The following is a 22389-nucleotide window of genomic DNA, read 5'->3' on the forward strand; positions in this document are numbered from 1 at the left end:
ACCAAGCTACCCAAAAAGACAAAAAGGGCGTCCCGTCGAACGCGAGACGCCCTTTTCGGACCAGCTCAGGCAATCACAGCTCGTACAGCCGCTTCCAGTTCTCCCGCGAGGTGAGTTCCGGCATCGCGCGCTTGTACTGCTCCTGCACGCCGGCGCCTTCCTTGCGCAGCCGGTTGATCACCTTCGCGCCGCGCTTCGCGAGGTCGAACATCTTGACCTTGTCGTAGCTGCGCACGCGCACGCCTTCCTGCGACGCGTCGGTGACCACGGCGGTGTCGAACAGCGCGATGTGCCACCAGTGCGCCTCGTCGATCGGCACCGCGCCGAGCCCGAAGCGGCTGCGGCCGAGCACCTTGTCGAGGATGCGCTTGATCAGCACGAGCCGCTGCATGCTCGGCCGCGGCGCGCTGTTGATGATGCCGATGTCGTTGGACGCGATGCCCGGCACGTCAGTGGCCTTGTGCCGCTTGGTCTCCGGGTACGCGTCGCGGATCCGGCGGATCTCCTTCATCGCCTCGACGCCGCCGTCGCGCAGGATTTCCGGGCCCTCCAGGAAGTCCTCGACCGCCTTGATCAGCGTCGCGGACAGGCCGTACTGCATCCCGAGCAGGTAGCGCACCAGCTGCGCCATCAGCACGCGGGAGAGCAGGTTCAGGTTGAACGGCGAGTGCAGCGCGGCGGTGATGATCGAGTTGCGCAGGTTGAAGTACCGGTGCCACTCGTCCCAGTCCTTCCAGTGGAAGTCCGCGTGCCACACGCCGGCGCCCGGCAGGGTCACCGTGGGGAAGCCGTATTCGCGGGCCCGGTAGGAGTACTCCGCGTCGTCCCACTGGAAGAAGAACGGCAGCGGGTAGCCGATGGCCTTGACGACCTCGTACGGGATCAGGCACGACCACCAGCCGTTGTACCCGGCGTCGAGGCGGCGTTCCTGGCGGTTCGGGGCCCCGGTCTCCTCGTCGACGCCGAGCAGGTCCGCGGTGGACAGCGAGTGCTGCACCGGCTGCCCCGGCTCCAGCGTGTTCAGCCGGGCGTACTCGGCTCCGACGTGCAGCTGGTTCGGGTGCAGCAGGTTGAGCATCTGGCCGCCGACGATGATCGGGTTGGCCGAGCGGTTCGAGAAAGCCGTGACGCGCACGACGAGGTCCGGCTCGAGCAGCACGTCGTCGTCCATGAACAGCACGTTCGCGTGCTCGGTGGCAGTGTGCCCGGCCACCTCGTACAGGCCGCGGGTGAAGCCGCCGGCTCCGCCGAGGTTCGGCTGCTTGATGTAGTGCAGCTTCTCGCCGAGGTCCTTCGCGACCTGCTCGAAGCCTTCGCGCGATTCGACCAGGTCGGTGCCCTGGTCGGCGACGTAGATGGCGTCGAGGGTGTCGAGCGAGGACACGTCCGCGGCGAGCGCCTGGAGGTTCTTCAGGCAGTCGTCGGCGCGGTTCATGGTGCAGATGGTGACCGCGGTGGGGCGGATCGACTCCGGCGCGTCGACGGTCCAGCGGACCTGCTCGACCCGCAGTGTCTGGCCGCCCTCGGTCTCGAGGTCGAGCCACAGCGCGCCGCCGTCGTAGAACTTGTCCAGCTTGCCGGTGAGCTCGACCTTGGCGCCCTTCACGCCGGCCACCTGCTTGGCGTCGACCACGCGCGGGTCGCCGAGCATGTCGGACGCGCCGAGCGACAGCAGCCCGTCGCCGGTGACGACGGCTTCCAGCTTCACCTCGGTCGCGGTGGTCCAGCGCTGCCAGTAGCTGGCCGGGAAGCGGCCGAAGTAGGTGTTTCCGGTGACCTTCGCGGACGGCTCGAGCACGACGCTGCCGCGCTCGCGCTGGGCGTTGCCCTGCACGACCTCGGCGTACATGTCCTTGCTGACGATCGGAGCCGGCCCGGCGTACAGCCCGCGCTGGGCCGTGAGCCTGCCTTCGGGGGCGTGTTCGGCGAACCGCGTCTGGCCTGCGGGGGCCGCCTCCGCGACCGGGGCTGCTTTACCGGGCATCGAACTCAGTTCTCCTTTACCGGCCGTACACGGAACACGACCCACTTGAGCATCACGAAATTGATCACGGTGGCCGTCCCCTGGGACACGACCCAGGCGAGGGTGGCCTTCCACGCCATCTCCGGCAGGACGTTCAGCATGAGCCGATTCACGCCGATCGTCACGAAGAAGGTCACCGCGTACAGCAGAACGAACCCGCCGATCTGGGCGTTCCCGTCGCGCTTGCCCTCGGCGAAGGTGAACCGCCGGTTCAGGAAGAACGCGGTCGTCGTGCCCACGACGAAGCTGATCGCGCGAGCGACGTCCGCCCACGGGGCCCCGTCCATGCCGACCGCTCGCAGCAGCGAGTACGTGCCCAGGTCGAGCAGGGCGCAGAAGCCGCCGATCACGCCGAACCGGATCAGCTGGCCCAGCAGACCGGGGCCCGCGGGCACCGGCTGCGCTTGGTCACTCTGCGGTTCTGTAGCCACCACTTGGAATACCTTCTCGGCCTATTGCGTCAGTGTCCGTATTACCCACTTCGACGCTCGGACGCTTGTGCCTTGATGCGCAAAGTGTAGAAGCGAGCACTTCAGGGTCACGTTCCGGGCGGTGTTCGGCGTGGCTACCCTGGTCCGCGTGACCCAAGCACCCGAGACACAGCGCCGCACGCTCACCGGCTGGGGCCGCACCGCTGGCACCGTCGCCGACGTGCTGAGCACCCGCGACGTCGACGCGATCGCCCGCGCCGTCGCCTCCGCAGGCCCGCGCGGGGTCATCGCTCGCGGGCTCGGCCGCTCCTACGGCGACCCGGCGCAGAACGCGGGCGGCCTGGTCGTCGACATGACCGTGCTCGACCGCATCCACTCGATCGACCCGGACTCCGGCCTCGTCGACCTCGACGCGGGCGTCAGCCTCGACAAGCTGATGCGCGAGGCGCTGCCGTACGGCCTGTGGGTTCCGGTCCTGCCGGGCACCCGCCAGGTGACCATCGGCGGCGCGATCGCCAACGACATCCACGGCAAGAACCACCACTCGGCGGGCAGCTTCGGCAACCACGTCGTGTCGATGGACCTGCTCACCGCCGACGGATCTGTGCGCACGCTCACCCCGGAAGGCCCGGATTCGGAGCTGTTCTGGGCGACCGTGGCGGGAATCGGGCTCACCGGGATCATCGTCCGCGCCACGGTGCGGATGAAGAAGACGGAAACGGCGTACTTCTACGTGGACGCCGACCGCACCTCGAACCTCGACGAGACCCTCGGGCTCTTCACCGATGGTTCAGACCTCAATTACGACTACTCGATGTCGGTGCCGGACTTGATCTCGTCCGACAGCCGCCTCGGCCGCGCGACCTTCTCCCGCGGCTCGCTCGCCACGCTCGACCAGCTGCCGCCGAAGCTGCGCAACGACCCGCTGCGCTTCGACGCGCCGCAGCTGCTGACGCTGCCCGACGTGTTCCCCAGCGGTCTGGTCAACAAGCTGACCTCGACCATGATGGGCAACCTGTGGCAGCAGACCGTGCCCAAGAAGGGCGCGCGCGGCAAGATCCAGAACCTCACGCAGTTCTATCACCCCCTCGACATGCTGAGCGAGTGGAACCGCGGCTACGGCAGCAAGGGTTTCCTGCAGTACCAGTTCTCCGTGCCGTTCGGCGCGGAAGACCAGCTCAAGGGCATCTGCCGGGCCATCTCGCGGTCCGGGCACTACTCGTTCCTGAACGTGTTCAAGCGCATGGGCGACTCGAACCCGGCTCCGATGTCCTGGCCCGCGCCGGGCTGGATGCTGAGCGTCGACTTCCCGATCAAGAACGGGCTCAGCCGGTTCTGCGAGGAAATGGACGAGATGGTCCTGGACGCGAACGGCCGCCTGTACACCGCGAAGGACTCGCGCACCTCGCCTGAGACGTTCGCGAAGATGTACCCGCGGCTGGAGGAGTGGCGCAAGGTGCGCGCTTCCGTTGACCCCGAAGGCGTTTTCGCCTCTGACATGAGCCGGAGGCTCGCACTGTGATCGACGCGGTCGGTAACCCCCAGTCCCTGCTGCTGCTCGGCGGCACGTCCGACATCGCGCTGGCGATCGCGGAGAAGTACCTCGCGGAGAAGCCGCTGCGGGTCGTGCTGGCCGGCCGTCCTTCGCCGCGGCTGGAGGAAGCCGCGCAGCGCTTGAAGGATCGCGGCGCCGAGGTGTCCACTGTGGCCTTTGACGCCAAGGACCTCGCGTCCCACCCGAAGGTGCTGGACGAGGCGTTCGCCGGCGGCGACATCGACGTCACGGTGGTCGCGTTCGGCCTGCTCGGCGGGGCCGAGGAGCTGTGGCAGGACCACGGCAAGGCGGTCGAGCTGGCGACGGTCAACTACACCGCCGCGGTGTCGGTCGGCGTGGCGCTGTCGGAGAAGCTCAAGACGCAGGGCCACGGCAAGGTCATCGCGCTGTCGTCGGTGGCGGGCGAGCGGGTCCGCCGGTCGAACTTCGTGTACGGCTCGAGCAAGGCCGGTTTCGACGGCTTCTACCTCGGTCTCGGCGAGGCGCTCGCGCCGCACGGCGTGCAGGTGACCGTCGTCCGGTCGGGCCAGGTCAAGACCAAGATGACCGCCGGGATGAAGGACGCTCCGCTGACCCGGACCGCCGAGCAGGTCGCCGACGTCGCGGTCGAGGCCGCGCGCAAGGGCAAGGACCTCGTGTGGTCGCCGTCGGAGTTCCGGCTGGTGATGTCGATCCTGCGGCACGTGCCGCGGCCGATCTTCCGCAAGCTGCCGGTCTGACGTTCTCCCGGCCCGGCCTCCACCGAACGGTGGATGCCGGGCTGACCGGCTCGACGATGTCCTGAGGCGCCCGCCGCGCCGAAACTCGGGACATGGGGAACGAATTCCGCTCGTCGCTGGCCGCGCTGCTGATCGACCTCGGCGCGCCAGTCGGCGGCTATTACCTGCTCCGGGCCTTCGCCGTCCCGCCCGTGTGGGCGCTGCTGCTGAGCGGTCTGCCGCCCGCGCTGCGCGTGCTGTACACGCTGGTCACCCGGCGTCGCGTGGACGGGATCGGCCTGCTCGTCCTGACGTTCCTGGCCGCCGGCCTGGCCACCACCCTGATGACCGGCGACGCCCGGCTGATGCTGGTGCGCGGAGCCTGGTTCAGCACGCTGGCGGGCGTCTGGCTGCTCGCGAGCCTGGTCCTCGGCCAGTACCCGACGACTTACCAGGCGGCCCGCGCACTGCTGCCGGGCCGAGGCTCCCGGCTCGACGCGGCGTGGGAGGCCCGCCCGTCGTTCCGCCGGATGTGGCGGACGCTGACCGTGGTGTGGGGCGTCGGCAGCTTGGTCCACAGTGGACTGAGCATCGGGATGGCGTACACCCTGGCGGTCGACGAGGTCCCCGCGCTCGACGCCGGGCTGTCGGTCGCGTTTTTCGTTGGACTGCAGGTGATCACGCAGATTCTGCTGCTCCGGGAAGGCACGTTCCGCCAGGTGATGCGTCCGTCCACAGTGGACTCTGCCCAGGGTTAATCCGGGTCTGGCGGCGGACGCAACCCGTCGACGAGCTTCGCCGGGTTCACCCCGAGCCCGTCGGCGAACTTGAGCAGGTTGTGCAGGTTGATGTTGCGCAGGCCGCGCTCGACCTGGCTGACGAACGTCCAGTGCACTCCAGCCGCCTCGGCCAGCTGCTCCTGATTGAGGCCAGCCTTGTGCCGGAACTCGCGCACGCGCTCGCCGATAATGCGCGCGGCAGCGGAGATCGGAGGCTTGGCCATGGTCGACTAATCACACACGTCTAGCGCCAGCAAAACCAGAGCACAAATGACTAGAGCAGTTATGTCTATAGCGTTTATGTCTAGTAGTCGAGCACCTTTCAGAATCGCGTCCACCGCGGGTGATTGATCGGCTACCGTGCTACCTGTAACCAATTGCCGACACCAGCGTCGAGGGGGCACAGGTGTGGGAGGACACGGCGTTCATCGTCGCGAGCGGGCAGGCCAAGACGACCGCGCCGGACGGCTTCGTCCTGGAACCCGATGAGGCGAAACAGCTGCTCAGCAAGCTGACTGGGATCAAACAGAAGCTGACGACGATGCGCGAGAGCGCCATCAACCTATGCGGAATGAAGCCGCCGGCGCAGGATCCGTCGACGGTCGCGGCGCATGTGGCAATGGTCGGGGACGGCGCCGCAAAAATGGGAGCCTACTCATACGGCGGGGGTCACATCGATCTTCAACTCGCCTACGTCGATGAATTCATCCAGCGCATCGCGGAGGCGCTCGGCATGACAAGATCAAGCGATCACCAGCAGACGAGCCTCATTAACCGAGTCGACCACCAGGAAACGACCGAATGAAACTCCGCACGCCAATCGTCCTGCTCAGCTCCTTGGCCCTGCTCACCGCTTGTTCGGGCACCACCGGCGGACACCCAACGCCGGTGGCGAGCAGCAGTTCGCTGCCGGGCAACGAGGTGCCGCCCTATGGCGGTGCCCCCAAGGTCGAGAACCCGCTTCCCGACTCCGTGCTCTCCGGAAGCGCGTGCGATGCGCTCAGCCCCCAGCAGATCCGTGAGGACATCGGCGAAGGCGTCACCGGCAAACCTGAGGACGGACCTCTCGGCCCCAAATGCACCTGGTCTGACCAGCAGGGCGGCTCAATGCTGACGATCTTCTACACGACCAAGCAACGAGAAGGCTTGAGCATCATCTACAAACAGGTGAAGCCGCAGATGAAGCGGTTCGAGGTGGTTCCGCCCATCCAGGGCTTCCCCGCCGTCGCCTACGACCCGAAACCAGGCCCGCGAACAGATGGGTGCCATGTAGCGGTCGGACTCTCCGACACGCTCGAATTCGAGGTCGGACTTGACCTCGGCCTTTCCAACAGCGGCAAAGCTGACGCCTGCCGCCTCGCGGTCGAGGTCACGGACCACGCGGTGACCACGCTCAAGAAGAAAGCGGGGCGGTGACATGGGCTGGGTGGAGTCCACCAAGGCGCTGCTCGACAAATACCAGGAAATGACGGTGCCGATCGAGGAGATCGTCCCGCAGATCCAAGCGGCGCAGCCCGGGGTTTGGCATGAAGGAAGCGACATCGCCAAGGGACTCGCGCGGGATCAGGAAGCGGTCAGCCAGGACGTCTCAGAGATTCTCGGCGGTCTCGAATCCGTCTGGAGCGGCGCTTCGGCGGACAAGGTCTCGCAGCGGCTGCGAACGGTGCGTTCCTCGATGACCGGTGCGCAGCAAACGTTCCACGACAACAGCGGCACGCACGCTTCCGCGGCGGCGATGCTCGACAATCTGCGCAACCAGATGGCTCCCATGTCGGCGGAACCGCTCACGAACGCGCTCAAGAGCGGGAAGAACCTGTTCGACTCCGACGTGCTGTCCGAGATGCGCAGCCACAACGAGGCTTCGGCCAGGAATCTGCAGCTCTACCAGGAATTCACCCACCAGACCCAGTCCAATTCGGGGCAGTTGAAGTACGACTACGGCAAGCTCGGCGCGTACGACGGCGGCGTCACGGTCAACCAGCAGCCGAACGTCCCTGGTCCGGGTCATCCGCCAGCAGGCCCGCCAGGCCCCGGCGGTTGGCGGCCGGGAGGTCCCGACCCACGTGAGACTGGACCAGGCGACCAACCTCCCGGAGCGAGCGGGGCGGGCAGCCAGGTCGGCCCCGGTGTCAGCGGAGGCCACAACCGCGACAGCGGGCCGTACAGCGGCAGCCCGGGCAGCTACCCGCATTCGCCGAATCCGGCCGACGCGACCAGCACCTCCGGCTACGTCGAGCCGACCGGTTCCGGTCAGTCCCGGTTCACCCCTCCGGGGATCGGCGGGTACCAGCCCGGCGGGTCCGGCCCGAGTTCCGGCGGGTCTGGTCTCGGCTACACCCCGGGCATCGGGTTCGGCTCGACCGGCGGGGAGAGCGGCGGCGCCGCGACCACGCCCCGCGGTCCGGGCGGCGGTTCCCGCGTCGGAGCCGGAGAGTTCGGCCCGCGAGGCAGTGGCGGCGCGGGGACGGGTGCGCTGCGCGGAGGTGCGGCCGGCGAGCGCGGTATGCCCGGGGCTGGGATGAGCGGTGGCCGCGGCGGCAAGAAAGAAGACGACGCCGAGCACAACCGCAAGTACGTCCTCGACACCGACGACATTTTCTCCGACGAGGAAGCCACCATCGATCCCGTCACCGGCCTCCGGTCGACGCCGCCCACTCTCGGCGCATGACCGGGCTGGATTCCACGGTGCGGCTGCCGACCGCGGTGTTGTCCCTGGTGTGGGACATGCTCGACCTCGGCGAAATGCACCCGCTGCTCAGCGGCAAACGGCTTTGGGTGAAGGACGGCGCGGACCGTCGGCTGCACGCCGAGACCATCGAGTACCTCACGCAACTCGGGCTCGCACGCGACGACGCGCCAACACCGCACCTGCGGGCGACCTTGCAGGTGATCGGCTACGCCGAGAGCGAATACTTCACGCACTCGCAATTCAGCACCGGGACCGATCGCAGCGCATTGGTCGCCCAGCGCGGGCCGGACGCGGTACGGGTGTCCGTGCAGGACGACGTGGTCGAGATCCGGCAGATCGCCCCGAACCGGCTGGCCACCGCGCTTTTCGACGCACTTCCGCAGATCCCCGGCGCGCCGGTCCGCTCGGTGTCGATCGCGTCCGACGAGGCACCGGACCCGTTCGACGAAAGCACCAGCGCCGAGTACCTCAATTCAGTCCTGGACCAGCCCCGCCAAGCGGTGCATCAGCTGTACGTCGGCCGCCGGGCCGGTGGCAGGCACCTCACCGGCGGTCCGATTTTCGCCCTGGACCTGGAAGCCGGCCGAGTCCTGACGTACCGGACCACCGACGACCGGACCGAGCTGATCCCCGGCGACCCGCGTGCGATCGTCAAGATCCTGAACGACACCTCCGCCGCCCTTTAGTCCAGCACGACCGGGCAATGCGGATTCGGCGTCTCCGCCAACGCGATCATCTTTTCCAGCCGCTCGCGAGTGCGTTCGAGACCGGAGATGTACTCGTCGAGCCGGGCCTTTTCCTCGCGCAGCCGAACGCGCGATTCCGGCGTGCTGACGCCCGCGTGCAGGCACGGCATCAGCTCGCGGATAGTCGCGCTGGACAGCCCCGCCGCGTAGAGCTGCTGGATCAGCCCGACCCACGACACCGCGTCCTCGCCGTAACGGCGCTGCCCGCCCGACGTGCGCGTCGACTCGATCAGCCCCTGCTGCTCGTAGTAGCGCAGCGAACGCACGCTGACCCCGGCGCGCTCCGCCACCTCGCCGATCCGCATCCGAGCCTCCGTGATCCGCACCACAAACGCGAGAACCTGACATTGACGTCAGGATCCAGGATAGCCGTTGTCCCCTTCCGACGGCTTTTCCCAGGAGAACCTCATGCAGATCGCAGGCTCGACCGCGCTGGTCACCGGTGCCGGACGCGGACTCGGCACCCACTTCGTCCGCGCCCTGCTGGACCGCGGCGCGGCCAAGGTCTACGCCACCGCTCGCCGTCCCGTCGACCTCGACGGCGCCGTGCCGCTGCCGCTGGACGTCACCGATCCCGATTCGATCGCGGCCGCCGCTGCCGCCGCCCCGGACGTCACCTTGCTGATCAACAACGCCGGAATCGCCTCCTTCACCGACCTGGTGACCGGCGAGCTGGACTCGATCCGACGGGAAATGGAGACCAATTTCTTCGGCCCGCTGCGGGTAATCCGAGCATTCGCGCCAGGATTGAAGAATGGCGCGATTTTGAATGTCCTGTCCGCCCTGTCCTGGGCGACCTATCCAGGCTCCGCGGGATACGCCGCGTCCAAGTCGGCGGCGTGGAGCATGACCAACTCGGTGCGGCTGGAACTGCTGGCGCAGCACACGCTGGTGAGCGGCCTGGTCATGGCCAGTACCGACACCGACATGATGGCGAGCTTCGACATCCCGAAAAACGACCCCGCCGACGTCGTCCGCGCCGCGTTGGACGGGCTGGAAGCGGGAGAAATCGAAATCATCGCGGACGCGGACAGCGCGACGGCGAAAGCCGGGCTGTCCGCGCATCCGACGGTGCTGTACCCGGCGCTGCTGGGCGACTGAGGTCGAGCGGGCAGGGATTCTGCGCGAATACGCCGTTCGCTCAGTTGCCTGTTCCGGAGCCGGTGCCGCCGCCGTTGCCGAACCCGGGGCCGTTGTTGCCGTTGTTGCCGCTGCCGCCGTTCTGGCCGTCCGGGACGCGGTGGCGCTGGCCGGAACCGCCGTCGTTGAAGCGGTGGCCGCCCTGGTGCTGGCTCATTCCGGGTCGGCCGGGATGGTGTGTCGCGGCCATGACGCCGCCGACGATCCCGCCGCCGACCACCAGTCCCAGCACGCCCACCGCGACCAGCTGCGTGGCCCGGTGGGCGACGAACCGGCGGAAACCGCTCTGCTTCGGCGGCGGCAGGGGCATGCCCCACGGACCGGGCTGAGCGAACTGACCGGGCTGATTCGGCTGCTGAGCGGCCGGACCGGCATGCTGGCCCGCTTCCGAGGAAGACGCGGCTTGGCGCGCCTGCTCAGCAGACGGCCCGGGTTGACCCCCTTGGCCCGCCTGCTCGGCAGACGATCCGGGCTGACCCAGCTGGCTGGTCTGCTCGGCAGACGGCACCGGCTGGCCCAGCTGGCTGGTCTGCTCGGCGGACGGCACCGGCTGGCTCGGTTGAGTGGCTTCCCCGGCCGATCCTGCCTGGCCACCCGCGGCAGCCGGGCCCGCATCAGCCGAAGGCCCGCCCAGGTCCCCGGTCCGGCCGAACTGCTCAGTCGGTTCCTGCCCGGCAGGCTCGCCAGGCGAGGGGTTCTTTTCGTCGTTCATCGTCGGTCCTCCGGGCTGCGCGGGCGGGAGGCGGGGTGTCCCGGCTCCCACCCCCGAGGGTGACCGTCGATGCTGTGGAGAAGCTGAATCCCAGCTGTGTACTAATCCGGCCAAAAGTAGGCCGCCCCCCGCCCGGCACGTAACCGTTGCTACGAAGTCATTAGGCCGTGGCTGTGGTCGGATTAGTACCGATCGGCACAGTAATCCGCGCGCCGTTCACAGGTAGAACGACAGGAACAAGGTCACGACCCAGGTCGCGCCGAGCACCTGCAGCACGCGGTCCTTCAAGGCGATCTCGTCCGGCGCGCCGGCGTTGCCGCCGTCCACGTCGACCGCGTAGCGGAGCACCGCGATCACGAACGGGACCATGGACACGACCGCCCACACCGAGTTGTGCTCGGCCTGGCGGATCTCGAACGCCCACAGGCAGTAGGACATGATCAGGATCGCCGCGGACGTCGCCCACACGAAGCGCAGGTAGCTCGCCGAGTACTTCTTCAGCGAGGACCGGATCTTCGCGCCGGTGCGCTCGAACAGCATGATCTCCGCGTACCGCTTGCCGGCCACCATGAACAGCGAGCCGAACGCCGTGACCAGCAGGAACCACTGCGACATCGCGATGCCGCCCGCGACGCCGCCTGCCACCGAGCGCATCAGGAAGCCCGAGCCGACGATCGCCAGGTCCACCACCGGCTGGTGCTTCAGGCCGAAGCAGTAGCCGAGCTGCACGGCTTCGTAGACCGCCAGCACGATCGCCAGCCGCCAGTCCGCCGCGAACGACACGGCGAGGCCGGCGAGGAAGAACACCACGGCCGCCGCGTAGGCCACCGGGACCGGGACGATGCCCGCCGCGATCGGGCGGTTGCGCTTCGTCGGGTGGGCCCGGTCGGCCTCGACGTCGACGGCGTCGTTGATCAGGTAGACCGACGAGGCGGTGAGCGAGAACGCCACGAACGCGATCAGCGCGTCGATGACCAGCTCGGTCCGGTTCGTCGCCTTGGAGAACGCGAAGAACGGCGCCGCGAAGACGAGGACGTTCTTCACCCACTGCTTCGGCCGCGCGGTCTTGATCACCCCGAGCACGAGGCCCACGGGGCTCGTGCCGGAGGTCGGGGTCGGGGCGGCCGGGGATTCAGGCTTCTCGACCTTCTCGGTCTTCTCGACCTTCTCGGTCGCCTCGGCCGCGTCGGTCTTCTCGGCGGCCGCCTCCGACACTTGCGCGGATTCGGCCGTACCGGACGCGTTTTCGGTTCGCTCGTCGGTCGTTTCGCTCATCGCTTCTTGGTCAGCTTCCGTCGGATCAGACCGCCGACGACGCCTCCCAGGGCGGCTCCGGCCAGAACGTCTGTCGGATAGTGAACGCCGAGCAGCAGCCTCGAGGCGAGCATCGGCGGTACCAGGGCGGGGACCAGGTTACGCCCGGTCAATCCGGAGTAGAGCACCGCCGCCGCTGTCGTCGACGTCGCGTGCGACGACGGGAAGCTCAGCTTGCTCGGCGTGCCGACCAGAACCTCCACGCTGGGATGGTCCGGACGGCGCCGCCGCACGACGCGTTTCACGGCGATCGACGCGGCGTGCGCGCCCACCACTCCGGCCGACGCGACCAGCCAGTCTTTGCGCCGGTCGCGGTCCACCGCCGCTCCGAGCAAGCCCAGCGCGAACCATCCCGCGCTGTGCTCCCCGAACAGCGACATTCCCCGCGCGACCTGCACGGTGCCCGGCTTCTTCAGCACCTTCTGGGTGCTGGAGAGCACGGCCACCTCACCGCGCGGGGTGTCCTTCTCAAGCATCGATCGACCCGTCCAACGGCGCACCGTCGGTCAGATGCGGGGCGATCTTGTTGTCGAACATCGACAGCGCCGACCCGATGGCCATGTGCATGTCGAGGTACTTGTACGTGCCGAGCCGCCCGCCGAACAGCACGTTCTTCTCGCGCGCCTCGGTCTTCGCCAGCTCGCGGTAGCTTTCCAGCTTCTCGCGGTTCTCGGCGGTGTTGATCGGGTAGTACGGCTCGTCGTCTTCCTTCGCGAACCGGGAGTACTCGCGGAAGATGACCGTCTTGTCCTTCGGGTAGTCCCGCTCCGGGTGGAAGTGGCGGAACTCGATGATGCGGGTGTAGGGGACCTCTTCGTCGTTGTAGTTGACGACGGAGGTGCCCTGGAAGTCGCCCGTCTGGGCGACCTCGGACTCGAAGTCGACGGTGCGCCAGGTGAACCGGCCCGCCGAATAGTCGAAGTAGCGGTCCAGCGGCCCGGTGTAGACGGTCGGGGTGCCCGCCGGGATGTGCTCGCGGACGTCGAAGTAGTCGACGTTCAGCCGGATCTCGATGTTCTCGTGCTCGGCCATCTTCTCGAGCCACGCGGTGTAGCCGTTGACCGGCAGACCCTCGTAGGTGTCGTTGAAGTACCGGTTGTCGAAGGTGTAGCGGACCGGCAGCCGGTTGATGATGTTCGTGCCGAGGTTCTTCGGGTCGTTCTCCCACTGCTTCGCGGTGTACCCGCGGATGAACGCCTCGTAGAGGGGACGGCCGATCAGGGAGATCGCCTTCTCCTCGAGGTTCTGCGCGTCCTCGGTGCGGAACTCGGCGGCCTGCTTCGCGATGAGCTCGCGCGCCTCGTCCGGCGTGTGCGACTTGCCGAAGAACTGGTTGATCAGGCCGAGGTTCATCGGGAACGAGTAGACCTGGTCCTTCACCCGCGCGAAGACCCGGTGCTGATAGCCGGTGAACTCGGTGAAGCGGTTGACGTACTCCCACACCCGCTTGTTGGACGTGTGGAAGAGGTGCGCGCCGTAGCGGTGCACCTCGATGCCCGTTTCGGGCTCGACCTCGGAGTAGGCGTTGCCCCCGAGGTGGTGGCGGCGCTCGAGGACCAGGACCTTCTTGCCCAGCTCGGCCGCGGCCCGTTCGGCGATGGTCAGGCCGAAGAAACCGGACCCGACGACGACGAGGTCGTAACCGCGAAAGTCGTCTTCAGTAATCTTGGCGGAGTTCGTGTGCTCGCTCACGGGCGCTCAGGGTACGCAGTCGCGCGACCGCGTCCCGAACCGACCTCGGCATCCCGCCAGGTTTTACCGGCACTACACACGTGAGAAGCATGCCTGCACCAGACACCTTCTGGACCTATCTAGGCGCGGTCGCCAGCTACGTGGCCGTGCTGGCAGTCCCGGGCGGCCTCATCGGCCGGGCCGCGGGAGTGCGCGGGTGGGCCCTCGCCGGGCTCGCGCCGCTGCTCAGCTATGCCGTCACCGGCCTGGCTGGGCCCTGGTTGTCGACTGTCGGTCTCCCGTACAACGTCTTCACCGCCGCGGCCTGCACGCTGCTGCTGGCGGGGGTCGCGTGGGGAATCCGGCGGCTCTGCCTCGTCCGCGGCTGGATCACCCCGGGCGCGGAGGAGCCTCCGGTCGTCTGGAGCACGCGCGCGCAGTGGTCGGTCGCCGCGTGCGTCGCGGTGGCGACGGCGCTGTCGATCGCCGTGGTGCTGTCCGCGCGCGGCGGGACGACGGCGGTCTTCCAGCGCTGGGACACCGTCTTCCACGCGAACGGCATCCGCTACATCGCCGACACCGGCGACGGCTCGCTCATCGGCATGGGCAAGATCAACTGGTACCCGGACGGATCGTTCTATCCGAACGGCTATCACCTGGTCGGCGCGCTGGTTTACCAGATCTCCGGGACGAGCATCCCGGTCACGCTGAACGCCATCACCATGCCGGTCGCGGGCATCTTCGCGCTGTCGATGGTCGCCCTGGTCCGCCAGATGGGCGGCCGTGCGGTCTTCGCGGGCTGCACGGCCCTGATCGCCGCTGCCGCGACGACGGGCGCGTACGAGTCGGTGTCGAGCGGCCTGCTGCCGTACGCGCTGGGGATAGTCCTCACGCCGCTCACGGTGGTCGCGCTGCAACGCTTCCTCGTACACCCGGGCGTCGACACCGGCCTGGTCTTCGCGCTGTCCGCGGACGGTCTGCTCACCGCGCACTCGAGCGCGCTGTTCGGCGGTGTCCTGTTCGCGGCGCCGCTGGTGCTGCAGCGTTGGTACCGCTCGCTTCGCGGGCTTCGGGTGGACGGTGTGCCTGAAGGGCGCAACGGGCTGCGCGTGATCGGCGGCGACATCGTGCGCACAGTGCCGGTCATGGCGGCCGCAGTCGTCTTCGCCGCGCCGCAGATCCTGGGCGCGATCAAGTTCACCTCCGGCTCGTACCCGTACCAGCCGTGGAATTCGGACCTGCCGGTCCTGTCGGCGCTGAACATGCTCGGCACGTTCCAGCAGGTGCTGCACACGCCGCAGCTCTGGCTCACCGTGCTGCTCGTGGTCGGCGTGCTGGCCTTCCGCACCCTCGACCGGATGCGCTGGCTGGTCCTGTCCGCGATCGGGCTCTCCGGGCTGTTCGTGCTGGTCACGTCCTACGGCGCCTCGCCGCTGGTCATCTCGCTGTCGCGGCCGTGGTGGAACGACCGGTTCCGGCTGATGGCGCTGGCCGCGATCCCGCTGTGCCTGCTCGCCGGGCACGGCATGGCGGAGCTGCAGCGCTGGACGGCGCAGCGGATCCGCTCGATCAGCTGGGCGAAGGCGCGGCCGCGGGTGGTCTCCCGGCTCGGGATCGCGGCGGCGGCGGTCGTCGTGGCCGTGACCGCGGTGCTGACCGGCGGGTTCTACCGCACCGCGAACGCCACCGCGGTGTCGTTCCTGTACTACAACGGGCCGGAGGGCGAGGTCACGCCGCCGGTCAGCCCGGACGAGATCGCGGCCATGGAGTTCCTCGGCCGGATGCACATCCCGCCGGACGAGAAGGTGCTGAACGACCGGCTCGACGGCACCGCGTGGATGTACGCGCTGACCGGCGTGCACCCGGTGGCGGGCCACTACGACGGCGGCGGCCCGGTCTCGCCGGACGCGACCTACCTGGCGCTGCACTTCCGCGATTACGACCTCGACGTGCGCGTGCGCGAGGCGGTCCAGCGGCTGAAGGTGCGCCACGTGCTGGTGGGCAGCGGTCCGATCGCCAAGGGCGCGCCGATCTCCCCTGGCCTGCGCGACCTCATGGGCAGCGATTTCCTGCAGCTCGTCTACCGCAATCCGGGCGCGCAGATCTACACGATCATCAGGTGACTCTCGTGACCGCGGCCTCCCCCGGCCGCGGTCACGAGGGGCTACTCGGCCTTGAGGCCCGGCAGCACTTCTTCGACGACCTTTTCCAGCACCGATTCGTGCCCCTCGTACGGCCCGCTCGAGCGCGGCCAGTGCGCGATGACGTCGGTGAAGCCCAGCTCACGGGCCCGTTCGGTGGCCTCGCGGAACGCCGCGACGCTGCTGAGCGAGAACACCGGCGCCGCGTCGAGGCTCAGGTACCGCTGGATGCCCGCCAGTTCCCGGCCGGCCGCTTCGGCCCGCTGTTCGAACGTGGCGACCAGCTCGGCGATGCCGGTCCACCATTCGTCGAGGGTGTCCCCGCCGCGGCCGGTGGTGACCCAGCCCGCCCCGAACCGCGCGGCCAGCGTCATGGTGCGCGGGCCGTTGGCCGCGACCAGGAACGGCAGCCGGGGGCGCTGCACCGTGCCCGGCAGGTTCCGGGCGCCGCGCGCGGAGTAGTACTCGCCGGAGAAGTCGAAGTTGTCGGTCATCAGCAGCCCGTCGAGCGCCTCGACGAACTCGGTGAAGCGGTCGACCCGCTGCCGCGCGGTCAGCTCCGGAGCGGCCAGCACCTGCGCGTCGTAGCGCGAACTGTCCACGCCCGCTCCGACGCCCAGCACGAACCGGCCGTCGGACACGTCGTCGAGGGTGATCAGCTCGCGCGCGAACGGCACGGGGTGCCGCGCGACCGGAGAGGCGACGAAGGTGCCCAGCCGGATCGTGGAGGTGACCATGGCGGCCGCGGTGAGGGTGGGCACAGCGGAGAACCACGGCCCGTCGACCAGCGACCGCCAGCCGAGATGGTCGTAGGTCCACGCGTGGTCGAAGCCGTACTCCTCGGCCGCCCGCCACTTCGGCTCGGCCGCCCACCAGCGGTCTTCAGGAAGAATTACGATGCCTGCTCGCACGAGGCCGACCGTAACGTCCGGCACTGACATTCGCTCGAACGGGCGGCGACCGGGAGAATGGGAGACGTGGAGAAACCCCGGTTGATCGCGTCCGACGTCGACGGCACCCTGCTCGGCCCCAGCGAACAAGTGACGCCGCGCACGGTGTCGGTCGTGCAGCGGGTGCTGGCCGACGACGTGCCGTTCGTGCTGTGCACCGGCCGCCCGCCGCGCTGGATCGCGCCGATCGCCGGACCGCTCGGGCTGACCGGCTACGCGGTGTGCGCCAACGGAGCCGTGCTGCTCGACATCGGCACCGACTCGGTGGTCGCGGTGCACGGCGAACTCGAGCCGAAACTGCTGCACGACCTGGCCTCGGCACTCGACAAGGCCCTGCCCGGCTGCCGGCTGGCGGCGGAACGGATCAGCACCGGATCGGTGGACCACGAACTCCGCAATTTCGTGATCGAGCCGGAGTACCACAACCCGTGGGGCGACGAGGAGAGCCGCATCGCGCCGCGCGCCGAGGTGCTGGGGAAAACGGCGATCAAGCTGCTGGTCAGCCGCCGCGGGATGACGTCGGAGGAGATGGCCGAAGCAACGAGCGCGGTGCTCGACGGGGCGGTGGACGTCACGTATTCATCCTCCGGCGGGCTGATCGAACTGTCCGCCCACGGCGTGACGAAGGCGACTGGGCTCGCGGACATCGCCGAGCGCTTCGACGTGCCCCAGTCGTCGGTGATCGCCTTCGGGGACATGCCCAACGACGTCGAGATGCTGCAGTGGGCGGGCCATGGCGTCGCGATGGCCAACGGCCACCCGACCGTGCTGGCGGTGGCGGACGAGGTAACCGGACCGGCCGCGGAGGACGGGGTGGCGGAGGTTCTGGAGCGCTGGTTCTAGGCGCTCAATGGGGTTGTTTCAGTAGCGCGGTTCGCGGCAGCGGTGGTTGCCAGGACGCTGCGGGCCCCGGCCGACTAGGCGCGCCGGCGGCTCCTCCCCCGAGGCCCGTGAAGGGCTCCTTCAGGGAATCTGATTCCCTCAAGGAGCCCTTCACAGACGTCAACTGGAGCGGAGAAGCAACGCCGCCCGGTCGACGCCGCGCATCGCCGTCACGACGCCGCACGCCGCACTACTGAGAAACCCCAATGTGGCATTGGGGCGCTCAAGAGCGGCGGTCGAGCGCAGCCGCCTCCTCGGGCGTCGGCGCGCTGCCGCCGAGGTGGGCGGGCAGCCACCAGCGCTCGGCGTCGCTCTCCGGGGCCTCCGGGTACTCCGCCTGTGCCTTCTCCAACAGCTCCGACATCCGGGCGCGCAGGTCCGTCGTCAGCGCCTCGCACGAGTCCTCCGGGCCGGGGCGCATCGGCTCGCCGATCACCACCGAAATCGGCACGTGCCTGCGGGTGAGGTCGCGCGGACGGCCCTTCGTCCACAGCCGCTGCGTGCCCCACAGGGCCATCGGGATCACCGGGACGCCCGCCTCGGCGGCCATCCGGACCGCGCCGGTCTTGATGTCCTTCACGGTGAACGACTGGCTGATCGTGGCCTCCGGAAACACACCGACGACCTCGCCCGCGCGCAGCCGCGCCACGGCTTCGTCGTAGGACGCCTGCCCGGCGGCGCGGTCCACCGGGATGTGGTGCATGCCGCGCATCAGCGGGCCGGCGACCGGGTTGCTGAAGATCTCCTGCTTGGCCATGAACCGCACGAGCCGCTTCGCCGGGCGGGCGCCGAGGCCGCAGTAGATGAAGTCCAGGTAGCTGACGTGCGTGCAGGCGAGCACCGCGCCGCCGCGGGCGGGCACGTGTTCGGCGCCGGTCACCCGGAGGCGGTTGTCGAGCAGCCGGAACATCAGCCGCGCGGCGACCAGGACGGGCGGGTACACGAATTCAGCCATGCGCCCAAGGCTACGGGACCGTAGGTTTCCCGCCGGTAGGTCGCGCGGGTCGGCTCCGCCACACTTCAGGGGCAGGACACGTAGTGGAAGTCCGGCGCTCGGTCGAGTTCGCCGACGAGCCGGCTGGCGTCGTCGGCGCGCGGGTAGACCGCGATCCAGAACGGCGTCCCGGTGCGCCGGAAGGTCGCGACGCGGTACCAGGCGGGCAGGTCGTCGGCACAATCCTGGCGATCGGCGTATCCCGACCGGCCGGGCACGGCGAGCGTCGACCGTTCCGCGTCCATCCCGACCACCAGCACGTGCGAACCGGCGCGGCTCGCGAGCAGCCCCGGCGACCCGGCGCTCACAGTTGATCCGGGCGGCAGGTAGCGGGCGAGCCAGTCCCCGACCTCGGCCAGTTGCGCGCCCTGCGTGCTCCAGGCCCGCACGCGCTCCAGCACTTCCGGACTGAACACGGAGACCGCCACCGCGACCCCGGTGAGCGCCGCGGTGACCGCCGGAACCGCCCGGGAAATCGCCCGCGGCCTCGGTACCGGAGCGAGGACGCCGCACCCGGCCACCGCGGCGACCGCCAGCAAGGGCGGCACCGGCACGAGCAGCCGCCACGACAGTCCCGGATCATCCTCGAAAAGCACCACGATCCCGGTGTGGCCGACGGCGAGCGCCAGCACCAACCACAACGCCGACCGGGCTTCCACCGCGCGTCCCCGCGATGCCACCAACCCCGCCACCACCGCGGCCGGGACGAGAAAACCCAAGTGCGCCAAGGCGAAGCCGCCCAGATACGGCCAATCCGGTGCGGGCGGCAGGCTCACGTCCGACGCGAACCGGTCGTAGTACGTAACGCGCCAAGCCGTCCACGGAGCCAAGAACACCAGCGCGCCCAGCACAAAACCGACCGGCGCCCACCAGGTGTGCCGCCCGCGCACGGCAGCGAAAACGAGCCACCCCGCGCCGACAACGGCGAGCGCAATCCCTTCCGGCCGCGTCATCACCGCGCTGGCGACGAGCACGCCGGCGACCAACGGCCGGCCCGCCACCAACGCGTACGCGACACAGAGCATGAGCAACGCGAACATCGGCAGCTCAGTGCCCGAAAGCCCGTACACCGCAAGCCCGTTCGCCCCCGCGGTCAGCAACGCCGCCGCGACCCCGATCGCGCGCCGCGGCTCGGCCCCCTCCGGCAACCCGAGCGCGGCGATGCGGTTGGCGAGGAAATAGGCCACCAACACGCATCCCAGCGCAGCGACGCCACTCAATACGACAGCTGCCGACGGCACTTCCGCACCGAATGCCCCGCGCGGCAAGGCGATCGTTACGAGCCAGAGGAAATTCGAGTACGTCTCGCTGCGGTCGCCCGGGTTGAAGACCGGGCCGTTGCCGTCGGCGATGTTCTGCGCGTACCGGAAGCTGACGTACGCGTCCTCGGTCGCGGTGGCGAACAACAGCTGATGCAGCAGCGAAAACCCGAGAACGAGCAGAAGAACCCCGACCCGCCACCGCCGGTCCTGCCCCATCCGCCGCCAGGCGGCGACGACCAGCGCGGCCAGCGCCAGCCATCCCCCCACGACCGCGTAAACCACGCGCCCCCAGCCTCCCGCGCCCCTCACCCGTCCAGCCGACCCCCGGGCGGACCGTTCCTCACCGGCTCCAGTCAAGCGCGCGGCCGCGCTTCCCGGACATCAGCCGTTCGGGTGTATATGGGGTGCGGCTAGCCTAAGGCCCGATTCCCATCCGCCACGGGGAGCAGGCGGACGCCGATAACTCGAGGAAGACTGTGCCGAGCGACCCCACAACGTTGTCCGTGGTAGCCAGCATCGCCTGCTGCCTGCTCGTGCTCGGGATTCCCGGGCTGATCACCGGCGCCGCCGCCGGATTGCGCGGCTGGCTGCTGGCCGGCCTGACCCCGCTGCTGAGCTACGCCGTCGGCGGCCTCGCGGGCCCGTGGACAGCGGCGATGGGGCTGCCCTTCAACGCCTGGACCTATGCGCTGGCCACCGTCATCTTCGCGGCTGTCGCGTTTGGACTCCGGTGGCTCACGGTGCGCCGGTGGCGGCCCGAGCGAGAGGTGCGGGCTTGGGAACCGCGGGCGAACTGGGCGGTCGCTGCCTGCGTCGTCCTCGCCACCGTCATCGGGTTCTACACGGCCGCGCACGGCATGGGCCACCTCGGCGCGATCGCGCAAGGCGGCGACGCGCCGTACGCGGCCAACGGCGTGCGCTACATCGCCGAAACCGGCGACGGCAGCCTTTTCGGCATGGGCACGGTGAACTGGTACGGGGACGGGAAACCGCCTTTCTACCCGAACGCCTACCACCTGCTCGCCTCCGTGCAGTACACGCTCAGCGGCGGTTCGATCCCGCTCACCCTGGACGTGAACACGGCCTTGCTCCCGGGCTTGCTGGCGCTTTCGCTCGCGGTGCTGGTGCGGGCGTTCCGCGGCCGCGCGGTGCTGGCCGGAGCCGTCGCGCTCGCCTCGGTCGCGCCGGTGATGGGCCTGTACGAGTCGATGGACCGCGGGCCGCTGTACCCGTTCCTGCTGGGCATGGCGCTCACCCCGTTGGCCGCCGTGGTGCTGCGCCGGTACCTCGACCGGGTCGCACCGGACACCGGTTTCGTGCTGATGATCGCTGCGGTCGGACTGCTGTGCATCCACTCGTCCACGTTGTTCGGCGCGATCCTGTTCGCCGGTCCGCTGCTGGTGCAGCGCTGGATCGAGCGGTGGCGCGCGATCGGCAAGGACCTGCTGGCATTGCTGCCGATCGCGGTGCTGGCGATGCTCGTGGCGTGGCTGCAACTGTTCGGCGCGCTGGGGCTGGCGAACAGCTCGACGGTGCAATATCTCGGCTGGCCCAGCGAATGGCGCGCGACGACCGCACTCGGCGCGTTGCTCGGGTTCCAGCATTTCGAACCACAGCCGCAGATTGTGCTGTCGGTGGCGCTGCTGGCCGGTTTCATTTTCTTCCGCAGGCTTGGCTCGCTGCGCTGGATCGGCTTGACCGCGCTGGTCACCGGCCTGTTCTACATGGCGGTCTCGTCCTCGGACGCACCGCTGGTCATGGCACTGGCCCGGCCGTGGTGGGACGACCCGTACCGGTTCATCACGATGGCGATCGTGCCGCTGTCGTTCATCGCGGGCCACGGAATCGCGGGACTGCACGAGTGGCTGAAGGAACGGCTGCCCGCGCGGGTGCCGCCGGCAGCGCTCGCCGGGGTGGTCCTGGTCGCCTTCGCGGGAGCCTCGAAAGGCCTGTACACCGAGACCAACAGCGAGGTGGTCGCGCGCGGGTATCACCGCCCAGATCCGCACACCCTGGAAATCACGCCCGGCGAGGAACGCGCGATGGCGGAACTGGGCAAGCTCGCGAAGCCGGGTCAATGGGCGATGAACGACCGCTGGGACGGCACGCCGTGGACCTACGCGCTCAGCGGCGTCCGCACCGTCGCCGCCCACGACGACGGCACGAGCCCGCCGTCGGATGCCGTGCTGCTGGCCGCGAAATTCCGCGACTACGACACGGACCCGGCCGTCCGCGCCGCCGTACAGCGCCTGAACATCCACTGGGTGATCCTGGGCCGCCCGGCGGCTCCGCCGAAGCGCGCGTACGCGGATCCGGGGGTGAACGGGTTGGCGGGGCTGCCGTTCCTGAAAGAGGTGTACCGCAACGAGGACGCGGTGATTTACCAGCTGAATCGCTGAGGG

22 protein-coding genes are annotated in these 22389 nt (G+C 69.0%); 11 read left to right on the top strand and 11 right to left on the bottom strand.

All coding sequences use genetic code 11. From position 1 onward, the window contains the following. Positions 1-73 precede the first annotated feature (73 nt). Together EIZ44_RS06085 and EIZ44_RS06090 are read right to left on the bottom strand one after the other, a co-directional pair. Positions 74-1984, bottom strand: a complete 1911-nt coding sequence (locus tag EIZ44_RS06085; RefSeq protein WP_134727943.1) for a glycosyltransferase — start codon at positions 1982-1984, stop codon at positions 74-76. A gap of 5 nt (positions 1985-1989) precedes the next feature. Continuing rightward, entirely contained in the window at positions 1990-2457 is a 468-nt protein-coding gene (locus EIZ44_RS06090; RefSeq protein ID WP_037807142.1) for a GtrA family protein, read from the bottom strand. Between the two features lie 145 nt (positions 2458-2602). Here EIZ44_RS06090 and dprE1 point away from each other — a divergent pair, with 145 nt between their 5' ends. From dprE1 to EIZ44_RS06105, 3 genes are all read left to right on the top strand, one after another. Then, positions 2603-3976, top strand: coding sequence for a decaprenylphosphoryl-beta-D-ribose oxidase (gene dprE1 / locus EIZ44_RS06095; protein WP_134727944.1), 1374 nt, complete (start codon positions 2603-2605; stop codon positions 3974-3976). Further along, positions 3973-4728 carry a decaprenylphospho-beta-D-erythro-pentofuranosid-2-ulose 2-reductase gene (dprE2, locus tag EIZ44_RS06100; protein ID WP_134727945.1) on the top strand — a complete coding sequence of 252 codons (756 nt, stop codon included), beginning with the start codon at positions 3973-3975 and terminating at the stop codon, positions 4726-4728. The genes dprE1 and dprE2 overlap by 4 nt, the downstream gene beginning before the upstream one ends. A gap of 92 nt (positions 4729-4820) precedes the next feature. Next, positions 4821-5465 carry a VC0807 family protein gene (locus tag EIZ44_RS06105; protein WP_134727946.1) on the top strand — a complete coding sequence of 215 codons (645 nt, stop codon included), beginning with the start codon at positions 4821-4823 and terminating at the stop codon, positions 5463-5465. Here the strand turns inward: EIZ44_RS06105 and EIZ44_RS06110 are convergent. Further along, positions 5462-5710: a helix-turn-helix domain-containing protein gene (locus tag EIZ44_RS06110; protein WP_134727947.1), complete on the bottom strand. Its 249-nt coding sequence runs from the start codon at positions 5708-5710 to the stop codon at positions 5462-5464. The genes EIZ44_RS06105 and EIZ44_RS06110 overlap by 4 nt on opposite strands. Positions 5711-5892: 182 nt before the next feature. Here EIZ44_RS06110 and EIZ44_RS06115 point away from each other — a divergent pair, with 182 nt between their 5' ends. The 4 genes from EIZ44_RS06115 to EIZ44_RS06130 are packed head-to-tail and all read left to right on the top strand — an operon-like array spanning position 5893 to position 8861. Next, entirely contained in the window at positions 5893-6291 is a 399-nt protein-coding gene (locus tag EIZ44_RS06115; RefSeq protein WP_134727948.1) for a hypothetical protein, read from the top strand. Between the two features lie 32 nt (positions 6292-6323). Next, entirely contained in the window at positions 6324-6902 is a 579-nt protein-coding gene (locus tag EIZ44_RS06120) for a DUF3558 domain-containing protein (protein ID WP_240691230.1), read from the top strand. A gap of 1 nt (position 6903) precedes the next feature. Next, positions 6904-8154, top strand: coding sequence for a hypothetical protein (locus EIZ44_RS06125; RefSeq protein WP_134727949.1), 1251 nt, complete (start codon positions 6904-6906; stop codon positions 8152-8154). Continuing rightward, the gene (locus EIZ44_RS06130; protein ID WP_134727950.1) at positions 8151-8861 is read left to right on the top strand and encodes an ESX secretion-associated protein EspG; all 711 of its coding nucleotides are present in this window, start codon (positions 8151-8153) and stop codon (positions 8859-8861) included. The genes EIZ44_RS06125 and EIZ44_RS06130 overlap by 4 nt, the downstream gene beginning before the upstream one ends. Here the strand turns inward: EIZ44_RS06130 and EIZ44_RS06135 are convergent. Continuing rightward, positions 8858-9226 carry a MerR family transcriptional regulator gene (locus EIZ44_RS06135; protein ID WP_037807132.1) on the bottom strand — a complete coding sequence of 123 codons (369 nt, stop codon included), beginning with the start codon at positions 9224-9226 and terminating at the stop codon, positions 8858-8860. The two genes, EIZ44_RS06130 and EIZ44_RS06135, sit on opposite strands and share 4 nt — an antisense overlap. A 103-nt stretch (positions 9227-9329) precedes the next feature. On the opposite strand from EIZ44_RS06135, the gene EIZ44_RS06140 reads away from it, so the two are divergent. Next, positions 9330-10022 (top strand): SDR family oxidoreductase, encoded by a 693-nt coding sequence (locus EIZ44_RS06140; RefSeq protein ID WP_134727951.1) that lies wholly within the window; start codon positions 9330-9332, stop codon positions 10020-10022. 40 nt (positions 10023-10062) lie between these two features. On the opposite strand, the gene EIZ44_RS06145 is transcribed toward EIZ44_RS06140, so the two are convergent. The 4 genes from EIZ44_RS06145 to glf all read right to left on the bottom strand — a co-directional run bounded on the left by EIZ44_RS06145 (position 10063) and on the right by glf (position 13779). Then, positions 10063-10773 carry a hypothetical protein gene (locus tag EIZ44_RS06145; RefSeq protein ID WP_134727952.1) on the bottom strand — a complete coding sequence of 237 codons (711 nt, stop codon included), beginning with the start codon at positions 10771-10773 and terminating at the stop codon, positions 10063-10065. A gap of 216 nt (positions 10774-10989) precedes the next feature. Continuing rightward, positions 10990-12048: a decaprenyl-phosphate phosphoribosyltransferase gene (locus EIZ44_RS06150; protein ID WP_240690696.1), complete on the bottom strand. Its 1059-nt coding sequence runs from the start codon at positions 12046-12048 to the stop codon at positions 10990-10992. After that, positions 12045-12563 carry a phosphatase PAP2 family protein gene (locus EIZ44_RS06155; RefSeq protein ID WP_134664121.1) on the bottom strand — a complete coding sequence of 173 codons (519 nt, stop codon included), beginning with the start codon at positions 12561-12563 and terminating at the stop codon, positions 12045-12047. Before EIZ44_RS06155 ends, EIZ44_RS06150 begins: the two co-directional genes overlap by 4 nt. Then, positions 12556-13779 (bottom strand): UDP-galactopyranose mutase, encoded by a 1224-nt coding sequence (gene glf / locus EIZ44_RS06160; RefSeq protein WP_037807122.1) that lies wholly within the window; start codon positions 13777-13779, stop codon positions 12556-12558. Before glf ends, EIZ44_RS06155 begins: the two co-directional genes overlap by 8 nt. An 89-nt stretch (positions 13780-13868) precedes the next feature. Between glf and EIZ44_RS06165 the strand changes: the two genes are divergently transcribed. Then, positions 13869-15881, top strand: a complete 2013-nt coding sequence (locus EIZ44_RS06165; protein WP_134727953.1) for a DUF6541 family protein — start codon at positions 13869-13871, stop codon at positions 15879-15881. Positions 15882-15922: 41 nt separating this feature from the next. On the opposite strand, the gene EIZ44_RS06170 is transcribed toward EIZ44_RS06165, so the two are convergent. After that, the gene (locus tag EIZ44_RS06170; protein WP_134727954.1) at positions 15923-16810 is read right to left on the bottom strand and encodes an LLM class flavin-dependent oxidoreductase; all 888 of its coding nucleotides are present in this window, start codon (positions 16808-16810) and stop codon (positions 15923-15925) included. Positions 16811-16867: 57 nt separating this feature from the next. Here EIZ44_RS06170 and EIZ44_RS06175 point away from each other — a divergent pair, with 57 nt between their 5' ends. Then, complete coding sequence (locus EIZ44_RS06175) at positions 16868-17692, top strand: HAD family hydrolase (protein WP_106961491.1); 825 nt, start codon at positions 16868-16870, stop codon at positions 17690-17692. 262 nt (positions 17693-17954) lie between these two features. Here the strand turns inward: EIZ44_RS06175 and EIZ44_RS06180 are convergent, their stop codons facing one another. Next, positions 17955-18686, bottom strand: a complete 732-nt coding sequence (locus EIZ44_RS06180; protein ID WP_037807118.1) for a lysophospholipid acyltransferase family protein — start codon at positions 18684-18686, stop codon at positions 17955-17957. Positions 18687-18751: 65 nt separating this feature from the next. After that, positions 18752-20269, bottom strand: a complete 1518-nt coding sequence (locus EIZ44_RS06185; protein WP_134727955.1) for a hypothetical protein — start codon at positions 20267-20269, stop codon at positions 18752-18754. 221 nt (positions 20270-20490) lie between these two features. Between EIZ44_RS06185 and EIZ44_RS06190 the strand changes: the two genes are divergently transcribed. Then, positions 20491-22386 (top strand): DUF6541 family protein, encoded by a 1896-nt coding sequence (locus tag EIZ44_RS06190; protein ID WP_240691231.1) that lies wholly within the window; start codon positions 20491-20493, stop codon positions 22384-22386. Positions 22387-22389 lie beyond the last annotated feature (3 nt).

Origin of the sequence: Amycolatopsis nivea (assembly GCF_004522235.1) — a bacterium.
In the GTDB taxonomy this organism is placed as follows: Bacteria; Actinomycetota; Actinomycetes; order Mycobacteriales; family Pseudonocardiaceae; genus Amycolatopsis; species Amycolatopsis nivea.